The sequence below is a fragment of the Pseudomonas sp. 910_23 genome (assembly GCF_052850795.1).
Window position 1 is genome coordinate 26733 of sequence record NZ_VXCZ01000032.1, and the last position, 11216, is coordinate 37948.

9 protein-coding genes are annotated in these 11216 nt (G+C 59.4%); 3 read left to right on the forward strand and 6 right to left on the reverse strand.

Annotated features, from left to right (window positions below):
- Positions 1-341 precede the first annotated feature (341 nt).
- The 4 genes from glpD to FW800_RS26815 all read right to left on the reverse strand — a co-directional run bounded on the left by glpD (position 342) and on the right by FW800_RS26815 (position 5422).
- On the reverse strand, positions 342-1880 hold the full coding sequence (gene glpD, locus FW800_RS26800; RefSeq protein WP_446438829.1) for a glycerol-3-phosphate dehydrogenase: 1539 nt from the start codon (positions 1878-1880) through the stop codon (positions 342-344).
- Positions 1881-2156: 276 nt separating this feature from the next.
- Positions 2157-2912: a DeoR/GlpR family transcriptional regulator gene (locus FW800_RS26805; RefSeq protein WP_003188962.1), complete on the reverse strand. Its 756-nt coding sequence runs from the start codon at positions 2910-2912 to the stop codon at positions 2157-2159.
- A gap of 73 nt (positions 2913-2985) precedes the next feature.
- Positions 2986-4491 (reverse strand): glycerol kinase GlpK, encoded by a 1506-nt coding sequence (gene glpK, locus FW800_RS26810; RefSeq protein ID WP_005785253.1) that lies wholly within the window; start codon positions 4489-4491, stop codon positions 2986-2988.
- A 76-nt stretch (positions 4492-4567) separates the two neighbouring features.
- Complete coding sequence (locus FW800_RS26815) at positions 4568-5422, reverse strand: MIP/aquaporin family protein (RefSeq protein ID WP_032877537.1); 855 nt, start codon at positions 5420-5422, stop codon at positions 4568-4570.
- A gap of 327 nt (positions 5423-5749) precedes the next feature.
- On the opposite strand from FW800_RS26815, the gene ybaK reads away from it, so the two are divergent.
- A complete protein-coding gene (gene ybaK / locus FW800_RS26820; protein ID WP_005785257.1) occupies positions 5750-6220 on the forward strand; it encodes a Cys-tRNA(Pro) deacylase in 471 nt (156 codons plus the stop codon).
- 62 nt (positions 6221-6282) lie between these two features.
- Here the strand turns inward: ybaK and FW800_RS26825 are convergent, their stop codons facing one another.
- A complete protein-coding gene (locus FW800_RS26825; RefSeq protein ID WP_078820412.1) occupies positions 6283-7326 on the reverse strand; it encodes an ABC transporter ATP-binding protein in 1044 nt (347 codons plus the stop codon).
- Positions 7323-8243, reverse strand: coding sequence for an ornithine carbamoyltransferase (gene argF, locus FW800_RS26830; protein WP_057701405.1), 921 nt, complete (start codon positions 8241-8243; stop codon positions 7323-7325). The genes FW800_RS26825 and argF overlap by 4 nt, the downstream gene beginning before the upstream one ends.
- A 433-nt stretch (positions 8244-8676) precedes the next feature.
- Here argF and FW800_RS26835 point away from each other — a divergent pair, with 433 nt between their 5' ends.
- Together FW800_RS26835 and grxD are read left to right on the forward strand one after the other, a co-directional pair.
- Positions 8677-10785 (forward strand): molybdopterin oxidoreductase family protein, encoded by a 2109-nt coding sequence (locus FW800_RS26835; protein ID WP_446438830.1) that lies wholly within the window; start codon positions 8677-8679, stop codon positions 10783-10785.
- Between the two features lie 86 nt (positions 10786-10871).
- The gene (grxD, locus tag FW800_RS26840) at positions 10872-11210 is read left to right on the forward strand and encodes a Grx4 family monothiol glutaredoxin (RefSeq protein WP_005785264.1); all 339 of its coding nucleotides are present in this window, start codon (positions 10872-10874) and stop codon (positions 11208-11210) included.
- Positions 11211-11216 lie beyond the last annotated feature (6 nt).

Consider the following 11216-nt stretch of genomic DNA (forward strand, 5'->3'; position numbering starts at 1 on the left):
TTTTTTTATGAAGCCAGGTGAACGGCTCTCTTGTATAGCGAATGCCCGTGACGGCTCCTAAGGCGCCTCAGGTAATCGTCAGAGAGTGTAGAGCATGAGTCGTGCCATACCGAAAATAAAAGGGTAACTACATGATTTATATGGAGATTAACTTTTTGTTTCGGCGATATTTTCAGGCGGAGGTCCGGCAAACCGAATAGGGTGGAGGGGTGTGTTCGGAAAACCGAATAGTCCGTAGGGGCGAGCTTGCTCGCGAAAAACGCAAAAACGCCGCGTTTATGCTGAATAAACGCGGCGCTCTCAGGTTTTTCGCGAGCAAGCTCGCTCCTACAATTGGGCGGTCAGGCCGCTTCGATCTTGCTGCGGCTCTGCTCGACCTTGGACAGGTAACGCTGCAGGTTTTCCTGCTCCTGCGGTGTGGTGAACAGGCCAAGCTTGGTACGGCGCCACAGCACGTCCTGCGGTTGGGTCACCCACTCTTCGGCGCACAGGTAGTCGACTTCGCGGGTATACAGGCCGCCACCCAGGTGGTCACCGAGGTCGGCCAGCGATTGCACGCCTTCCAATAGGCGCCAGGTGCGGCTGCCATAAGTGGTGGACCAGCGACGGGCGATCTCGCTCGGCACCCAGTCGAACTTGTTGCGGATGGATTCGGCCAGCGCTTCAGGCGTGCTCATGTTTTCGCCGCCGGGCAGGCTGGCGGTGGCGGTCCAGCTTGGGCGCATCTGGGTAAAGTACGGCGCCAGTTGGGCCATGGCCGATTCGGCCAGCTTGCGATAGGTGGTCAGCTTGCCGCCGAATACCGACAGGATCGGCGCTTCGCCGGAGCCGCCGGACAGCGACAGGGTGTAGTCACGCGTAATGGCCGATGGGTTGTCCGACTCGTCATTGCACAGTGGGCGCACGCCGGAATACGTGTGGACGATATCCTCGCGGCTCAGCTGCTTCTTGAAGTGCGCGTTGACCACTTTGAGCATGTAGTCGGTTTCACCTTCGGTAATCGCTACTTTAGCCGGGTCGCCCGTGTATTCGCGGTCGGTGGTGCCGATGATGGTCAGGTGGTTCAGGTACGGAATGGTGAAGACGATGCGTTGGTCTTCGTTCTGCAGGATATGCGCGTGGGCGCCCTCGTACAGTCTTGGCACGATCAGGTGGCTGCCCTGGATCAAGCGGATGCCGTAAGGCGAATCCAGCTTCAGGTCGTCCCTGATGAATTTGGCTACCCACGGGCCGGCGGCATTCACCAGCGCGCGTGCGCGGATCGAGAACAGGCTGCCGTCGGCACGTTCCATGTTCATTTCCCACATGCCGCTGCTGCGCTTGGCGCTGACGCAACGAGTCTGGGTGTGGATGTGCGCGCCTTTTTCGCGGGCAGCCATGGCGTTGAGTACCACCAGGCGGGCGTCGTCGACCCAGCAGTCGGAGTATTCAAAGCCCTTGGTGATTTCGCTTTTGAGCGGGCTGTCGGCGCCGAACTTGAGGCTTTTGGAGCCCGCCAGCTTTTCGCGCTTGCCCAAGTGGTCATAGAGGAACAGACCGGCGCGAATCATCCACGCCGGGCGCAGGTGCGGGCGGTGTGGCAGTACGAAGCGCATTTGCTTGACGATGTGCGGGGCCTTGGCCAGCAGTACTTCACGCTCGGCGAGGGCTTCACGCACCAGGCGAAATTCGTAATGTTCCAGATAACGCAGGCCACCGTGGATCAGCTTGCTGCTGGCCGAAGACGTGTGGCTGGCCAAGTCATCCTTTTCGCAAAGGAATACCGACAATCCCCTACCGGCCGCGTCTGCTGCAATGCCGACGCCGTTGATTCCGCCACCAATTACGGCAACGTCATAGACTTCGGCAAGCGGTGGAGCAGGCAAGGTGGAAGGGGTCATCGGCTAGCCTCGCGATCTTTTCGTCTTGGAATTCGAACATTAATGTTCATTTGCGAAAATAGTAGCTGATAAATGCAGGCACAGCCAGCTGACTTCGATTGAAAAAACTCATCGAAGGGTGGGAAAAGGAAAATTTGTGAACATGAGTTGAGGGAGGACTCAAGAGGTTGAGTGCTGGATAGATCGCCATCGGGAGCAAGCCCCCTCCCACTTTGGTATGTGTTCACAGCTCAAAATGTGGGAGGGGGCTTGCTCCCGATGGCGGCAGTGCAGGCGCTACACGACCTCGAGCCGCACCTTATGCTCATTCAACACTTGCACCAATGCGGGCACCGGCTGCTGGTCAGTCACCAGGCAATCCACCAGGCTGATCGGCCCCAGGCGAATCATTGCATTGCGCCCGAATTTGCTGGAGTCCGCCGCCAGGATCACCTGCCGCGCATTGGCGATGATGGCCTGGGAAACCCGCACCTCCTGGTAATCGAAGTCCAGCAGGCTGCCGTCCTCGTCGATCCCGCTGATACCTACCAGGGCAAAGTCGACCTTGAACTGATTGATGAAGTCGACACTGGCCTGGCCCACCACGCCGCCATCGCGGCGCACGTTGCCGCCGGTCAGCAACACATCGAAGTCGTCCTTGGCACTGAGCATGGTGGCGACGTTGAGGTTATTGGTGATGATTTTCAAGTGGCTGTGATTGAGCAGCGCACGAGCGATGGATTCGGTGGTGGTGCCGATGTTGATGAACAGCGAGGCATGATCGGGAATCTGAGCGGCGATGGCTTCGCCGATGCGTTGCTTCTCGTCACGCATCTGATCGGCCCGCATGGCGTACGCGGTGTTCTCGACACTGGAGTCATAGGCCGCGCCGCCGTGGTAGCGGCGCAGCAGATTGGCGTCCGCCAGCTGGTTGATATCGCGGCGGATGGTTTGCGGGGTGACAACGAATAGCTGCGCCATTTCCTCGATACTGACGTAGCCGCGTTCGCGGACCAGTTCGAGGATTTGTTGTTGGCGGGGAGGCAGATTCATGGGGCGTCCTTTGGGCTGCCATACAAAAGTGGCCCATGATGACGCAGGAATCCGCTCCCTGCCAGTTACAACCTTATTCAGCGCCTTCGTGCGGTTCCCAGTCACGGGTGCGGCTCACCGCTTTTTGCCAGCCGGCGTAGAGTTTCTCTTTGGCCGCTTCATCCAGCTGTGGTTCGAACTCGCGCTCGATCACCGCCTTGCCACGCAACTCCTCCAGGCTGCCCCAGAAGCCACACGCCAGGCCAGCCAGGTAGGCGGCGCCGAGGGCAGTAGTCTCGCGCATTTGTGGGCGTTCGACCTGAGTGCCGAGGATGTCGGCCTGAAATTGCATCAGGAAGTTGTTGGCGACCGCACCACCGTCCACGCGCAGGGCCTTGAGGCGTTCGCCCGAGTCCTGTTGCATGGCGTCGAGTACGTCGCGGGTCTGGTAGGCAATCGACTCCAGCGCCGCACGAATGATGTGGTCCACGCGTACGCCTCGTGTCAGGCCGAACAGCGCGCCACGGGCATACGGGTCCCAGTACGGTGCGCCCAGACCGGTAAAGGCGGGTACCAGATACACGCCGTTACTGTCCTTGACCTTGCCGGCGAAGTATTCGGTGTCGTGGGCGTCGTTGATGATTTTCAGTTCGTCACGCAGCCATTGCACAGTGGAACCACCATTGAATACCGCGCCTTCCAGAGCGTAAGCCACTTCACCGCGGGGGCCGCAGGCGATGGTGGTGAGCATGCCGTGCTTGGATTTCACCGCCTTGTCGCCGGTGTTCATCAGCAGGAAGCAACCGGTGCCATAGGTGTTCTTGGCCTGGCCGGCTTCGACGCACATCTGGCCGAACAGCGCGGCCTGTTGGTCACCGGCAATACCGCCAATGGCGATGCCACTTTTGGTGCGGCCGTAGATTTCGGAGGACGACTTCACTTCGGGGAGCATTTCCCGCGGGATGTCGAGAATCTCCAGCATCTTCGCATCCCACTCCAGTGTGTGGATGTTAAAGAGCATGGTGCGCGACGCGTTGGTGTAGTCGGTGACGTGGGTCTTGCCGCCGGTAAATTTCCAGATCAGCCAGCTGTCGACGGTGCCGAACAACAGCTCGCCATTGCGCGCACGTTCGCGGCTGCCTTCGACGTTGTCGAGGATCCACTTGAGCTTGGTGCCGGAGAAGTACGGGTCGGTAACCAGACCGGTAGTGTCGCTGATGTACTGCTCATGGCCGTCTCGCTTGAGTTGCTGGCAAATTTCGGTGCTGCGTCGGCACTGCCAGACGATGGCGTTGTAGATCGGGCGACCGGTGATTTTATCCCAGACCACGGTGGTTTCACGCTGGTTGGTGATACCGATGGCGGCAACCTGATCATGGTGCAAACCGGCCTGGGCCAGCGCCTCTACCATCACCGCGCTTTGGGTGGCGAAGATTTCCATCGGGTCATGCTCAACCCAGCCGGCCTGCGGGTAGTGTTGGACGAATTCACGTTGCGCGGTGCACACCACGTTGGCGTCGCGATCGAAGATGATCGCCCGCGAACTGGTGGTGCCCTGATCGAGGGCAATGATGTAGTTCTTATTCTGAAGGTCGGTCATGTCAATTGCCTTGAACGAAATAAGGAAGTCAGAAATCAGCCTGGGCCGTGAAGGGCAGGGGACCAGGCTGGCGCTTTCAGGAAATACGAGTCTTGCCGTCGACAGCCGTGTCAGGTGTTTCAGCTATAGCAGGTGCTGCGCTCGGCAGGTGGCGAGCGATCAGCCCGCGATAGGCGGCAGCACCGAGGCAAGCACCGACAATCGGGGCGAATATCGGTACCAGGAAGTAAGGAATATCGCGACCGCCAGTAAAGGCCATTTCACCCCAACCGGCGAAAAAGGTCATCAGCTTGGGCCCGAAGTCCCGTGCCGGGTTCATCGCAAAGCCGGTCAGCGGGCCCATGGCGCTACCAATCACGGCGATCAATAAACCGATCAGCAGCGGGGCCAGCGGGCCGCGCGGCAGGCCGTTGTTGTCGTCGGTGAGGGCCATGATCACGCCCATCAATATTGCGGTGATGACCATTTCCACCAGGAATGCCTGGGCCGTGCTCAGCAATGCATGGGGGTAGGTGGAGAACACCGACGCCAGTTCCAGGCTGGCCTGGGAGCCACGGACCATCTGGTGGGTTTGTTCGTAATCGAAAAAAAGATTGCTGTAGAGCGTGTACACCAGTGCGGCGGAGCAGAATGCGCCGGCGACCTGGGCGAGAATATAGAAGGGCAGTTTGCGTTTTTCGAAGTCGGCAAAAAGGCACAGGGCGATACTTACCGCCGGGTTGAGGTGAGCCCCGGATATACCGGCACTCAGGTAGATCGCCATGCTGACACCGATCCCCCAGATGATGCTGATTTCCCATAACCCAAAGCTCGCACCCGCGACCTTGAGCGCAGCGACGCAACCGGTACCGAAGAAGATCAGCAGCGCAGTGCCCAGGAACTCGGCCATGCATTGGCTCGAGAGTGAAGGCTGTTGAAGAGCAGTTGTCATGGAAAACCTCAGTTGTTGTTCTTGTCTGGCGCACTGCCTCAACGGGCGGTTGCGCGATTTTCACCGTGACGAGGATCCCCATCCTTAGTCGCGGCTTACTGCTGGAGCACTGATGGACTATTCCTACAGTATTCGGAAACGAAAAAATATAGACAAGAATGACCGCTGTCAAAGGTCGAAAGTGAACCATTGGTCACTTTCGAACTATTGGTCTGGTGAATGATCACGCCCTTTATACCGAGCTTGTGACCCAGCAGTGCTTGGACTAGAGCGTTTTGCCGGCGCTTGGCCTAGAATTGGGCACCTGTTTTCCCTGCCGGAGACGCCATGACGCCCGCACTGGATTTGTTGAAAAAAGTTCGCGCCGAACATCGCATTCACAGTTATGAACATGACCCCAAGGCGGCGTCGTATGGTCTGGAAGCTGCGGAGAAATTGGGCCTCGACCCGGCGCAGGTGTTCAAGACGTTATTGGCGAGCAGCGAGAAAGGCGAATTGTTGGTGGCGGTGGTGCCGGTCGTCGGAAGTTTGGACTTGAAGGCGCTTGCCCATGCGGCTGGCGTAAAAAAGGTCGAAATGGCAGACCCGGCGGCAGCGCAGCGGTCTACTGGCTATCTGTTGGGCGGTATCAGCCCGCTGGGGCAGAAGAAGCGCTTGCGCACGTTTATCGACGAAACGGCGCAACCCTTTGCAACGATTTTTGTCAGTGCCGGGAGGCGAGGGCTGGAGGTGGAATTGCCCGCCGCGGTGCTGGCTGAACATACCCAAGCCAAATTCGCGGCCATCGGCCGGGCCTGATGATCAGCCGTGTGGAGATCTAATGGGGGAGGGGGCTTGCCCACTCCCACATGTATAACCGCTTACGCCTGGAACAGCACCAGATGCTCGGCCGCCACTCGAATCCCCACGTCCGTCCCCACCTGTTGATCAACATGGCTGGGGAAAATCGATTCCAGCTGAGCGCCCGTTGGCAGTTGCAACCGGTACAAGGTCGAGGCGCCCTGGAACGTCTTGCCGACGATCCGGGCTTTCAATGCGCTGTCCGGCGCGTAGACGATGTCGTCCGGGCGTAGCAATACATCCACCGCGCCACCTGTGGGCCAGGTATAGGCGCGATTGCCGCGCAGGTCTCCCAGTTCGGTGCTCACTGACTCCGGTGAGTTCAAGCGACCTCGAATGAAGTAACCCTGCCCGATAAAGCTGGCGACATAGGGCGTCTGCGGTTCGTGGTAAAGGTTGTAGGGTGTGTCCCATTGCTCCAGACGACCTTCCTTGAACACGCCGACATGGTCGCTGACCGCGAAGGCTTCTTCCTGGTCGTGGGTCACCAGGATCGCACTGGTGCCGCGTGCCTTGAGGATGTCGCGCACTTCATGGCTGAGCTTGCGGCGCAATTCGCCATCGAGGTTGGAAAAGGGTTCATCCAATAGCAACAGTTGCGGTTCTGGCGCCAGGGCGCGGGCGAGGGCGACGCGTTGTTGCTGGCCACCGGAAAGCTCATGAGGGAAGCGCTTGCCCAGATTCTTGAGGTTCACCAGTTCCAGCAGCTCGGCGACCACACGATCCTTTTGCGGATGTTTGCGAATACCAAAGACGATGTTGTCTGCCACGCTCAAATGCGGGAACAGTGCGTAGTCCTGGAACACCATGCCAATACGCCGTTTCTCCGGTGCCAGGGTAAAACCTGCACTGGAGATGACTTCGCCCGCCAAGCTGATTTCGCCTTCGTGTACCGGTTCAAAGCCGGCAATGGCGCGCAAGGTGGTGGTCTTGCCGCAACCGGACGAGCCAAGCAGGCAACCGATGTCGCCGGCATTGAGGTGCAGGTTGAGGTTCTGCACCACCCGTTGATCTTGATAGCCGCATGCCAGATTGCGCAGGTTCAGCAGTAATGGCTGGCTCATGCGTGGTGGTACGACGGTGGGACGAGAAACTCGAGCAAGGCTTTTTGCGCATGCAGGCGGTTTTCGGCCTGGTCCCAGGCGACAGAGCGTGGGTCATCGAGCAGGTCGAGGCTGATTTCCTCACCTCGGTGAGCAGGCAGGCAGTGCATGAACAGTACGTCCGGCGCTGCGGTATCGAGCAGGGCACGTGTCACTTGGAAAGGTGCGAACTGGGCCAGGCGCTTGGCCGTTTCGTCTTCCTGGCCCATAGAGGTCCAGACGTCGGTGCTGACCAGGTGTGCGCCGACCACCGCATCCTTCGGATCACGCAGCAACTGCACGCGGCCATCGGCCTTGGCCATGAACTCGGCGCTCGGCTCGTAGCCTTCAGGGCAAGCGATACGCAGGTGGAAGTCGAACTGGATCGCCGCTTCTATATAGCTGTTGCACATGTTGTTGCCGTCACCGATCCAGGCCACGGTCTTGCCCTGGATCGAACCGCGGTGTTCGAGGAAGGTTTGCATGTCGGCCAGCAACTGGCAGGGGTGCAGGTCGTCGGACAGCCCGTTGATCACCGGCACGCGCGAGTTGGCGGCAAATTCGGTCAGGGTGCTGTGGGCGAAGGTACGGATCATTACGGCATCGAGCATCCGCGACATAACGATGGCGCAATCGCTGATCGGCTCGCCACGGCCCAGTTGGGTATCACGCGGGGACAGGAAGATCGCCTGGCCACCCAGCTGGATCATGCCGGCTTCGAAAGACAGGCGTGTACGAGTCGAGGACTTCTCGAAGATCATCCCCAGTACACGGTTTTTCAAGGGCTCAAACAGTACGCCGCGGTTACGCAGGTCTTTAAGCTCAATGCCTCGACGGATCACGCTGACCAGCTCTTCGGGCGTGCAATCCATCAGGGAGAGAAAGTGCCTTGCGCTCATCATTAACTACCTTTTTGCAACAGACCGCAGATACTCAAAGCCTTGTTTATTGTGACAACGGGCGAGACCTGCGGCGAAAGCCGCACGGGGCGACGAAATAGGGGAAGGCGCGATATTGACATTAAATGTCGCGTCTTACCAATAGGGCTACGGTTTTTAAGAGTGTTCAAGCAGGGCGCTGACGCGCGTTTGAAGACGATTTCCTGACAGCAGCGGGCCATTTGTACACTGGCGCCGAGACCTTTTGCAATGCGCGGGGGCGGGCCCAGGCCAGGTTGTGTCGGTTTTAGTCGGTGCGCGGGAGGCTTCTGAAACATTTGCTCATGGTTAGCCATGCCTTTGCCTATGCCCGTCGATTCACAGCGCGAAGGTTGCTGGCGCCCTGGGCGGTCGCGGGCCATAGTTGGCCAAAGCCCTTATAAAGAGACTGGCCATGACCAAGACTCTCCATCACCGTGCCTGCCACCTGTGCGAAGCCATCTGCGGCCTGACCCTGGAAACGACTCAAGCCGAAGACGGTCGCCTGGCGATCACCTCGATCAAGGGCGACCCCCTGGACAGCTTCAGCCGCGGACACATCTGCCCCAAGGCGGTAGCGCTGCAGGATATCCAGAATGACCCGGACCGCTTGCACCAGCCCATGCTGCGGGTTGGCAACGAATGGCAGCCGATCTCATGGGAAAGTGCCTTCGCGCTTGTAGCCGAACGCCTTGCGGGTATCCAGGCCCGGCATGGCCAGAACGCGGTGGCGGTTTACCAAGGCAACCCCAGCGTGCACAACTATGGGCTGATGACGCACAGCAATTATTTTCTTGGCCTTTTGAAGACGCGCAACCGGTTCTCTGCAACCTCCGTCGACCAGTTGCCCCACCATCTGACCAGTCACCTGATGTACGGCCATGGCTTGCTGCTGCCGATCCCGGACATCGACCACACCGACTTCATGCTCATTCTGGGTGGCAACCCGCTGGCGTCCAATGGCAGCATCATGACCGTGCCCGATGTGGAGAAACGCCTCAAAGCCATCCAGGCACGGGGCGGTAAAGTGGTGGTGGTCGACCCTCGACGCAGCGAGACGGCGGCGATTGCCGATCAGCATTTGTTCGTACGCCCCGGCGGTGATGCGGCGTTGTTGTTCGGGGTGCTCAACACCCTGTTTGCTGAAGGGCTGACCCGCGCCAGCCATTTGCCGGTTGAAGGCCTGGACGACGTACGCCGGGAGATCGCCAACTTTAGCGCCGAGGCCATGAGCCGCCAATGTGCAGTGCCTGCCGAGCAGATCCGTCAATTGGCGCGAGATTTTGCGGCCGCCGATAAAGCGGTGTGCTACGGACGCATGGGCGTCTCGACCCAGGCGTTCGGCACGTTGTGTCATTGGCTGGTGCAGTTGATCAACCTGGTGACCGGCAACCTGGATCGGGTGGGAGGTGCGTTGTGCACCACACCAGCGGTGGACCTGGTGGCGTCGACTGGCGGCGGGCATTTCAATCGCTGGCAAAGCCGCGTGTCCGGGCGTCCCGAGTACGGCGGGGAACTGCCGGTGTCAGCCTTGGCCGAAGAAATGTTCACCGAAGGTGAAGGGCAAATCCGCGCCCTGGTGACGGTTGCCGGCAACCCGGTCCTGTCGACGCCCAATGGCCGTCAACTGGAGCAGGCGCTGGATGGATTGGAGTTCATGGTCAGTGTCGATCTCTACATCAACGAAACCACGCGTTATGCCGACCTGATCCTGCCGTCCACATCGGCATTGGAAAATGACCACTACGACACCACCTTCAACATGTTCGCGGTGCGCAACGTCACGCGCTTCAACCGCGCGATCCTGCCCAAACCCGCAGGCGCGCTGCACGATTGGGAAATTTTCGTCGGCTTGGCCAAAGCCTTTGCGGCGCAGACCGGCGTGTCACTCAAACCGACAATGCCGCCCGCGCAAATGATCGATTTCGGGCTGCGCGCCGGCACTTATGGTGATGCGTCTGTACATAAGCTGTCGGTGGCGATGCTGGCCGATCACCCCCACGGCGTAGACCTGGGCCCGCTCCAGCCAAACCTGGGCGCGCGGCTGAAAACCGCCGATGGCAAGGTGCAGGCGGCACCGCCGGTGATCCTGGCGGACCTGTCGCGTTTTGCCGCGCAACCGGTGCCTGCGGTGGACGAACTGCTGCTGATTGGTCGCCGTCATGTGCGCAGCAATAATTCGTGGATGCATAACTATCACCGGCTGGTGAAGGGCAAGCCGCGCCATCAACTGTTGATGCACCCCGACGATCTGGCCAGTCGGCAGTTGAGCGATGGTCAGCGAGTGCGAGTGAGTTCGCGCATCGGCATGATCGAAGTGGAAGTCGTGGCCAGCACGGACATGATGCCGGGTGTGGTCAGCCTGCCCCACGGTTGGGGTCATGATCGTCCGGGCGTGCAGATGAGCATCGCAAGCGGCCAGCCGGGTGCGAGTGCGAATGACTTGACCGACGAGCGGCAACTGGATGAGTTATCGGGTAATGCGGCGCTCAATGGGGTGCCGGTGCAAGTGGCGGCTGCGTGAGGTGCCCGAGCACTGCGCTGGGATTTTGCGTTACAATGCGCCACCGTGCCGACCTGTGAGTCGCAAAGTTCCAGCCGAGGTGTTCCATGGATATCATCGAAACGATCAAAGACCAGATTGCCAACAACACCATTCTGCTCTACATGAAGGGCGCGCCTAACGCTCCTCAGTGCGGTTTTTCCGCAAAAGCCTCCCAGGCCATCATGGCGTGTGGAGAGAAGTTCGCCTACGTGGATATCCTGCAGAATCCGGAAATTCGCGCCAACCTGCCTAAATACGCTAACTGGCCGACTTTCCCGCAACTGTGGGTAGCCGGTGAGCTGGTTGGTGGCAGCGATATCATCACTGAAATGGCAGCCGATGGTTCGCTGCAAGCGCTGATCAAAGACGCAGCGGAAAAAGCGGCAGCCAAGACTGAAGCTTGATTGACC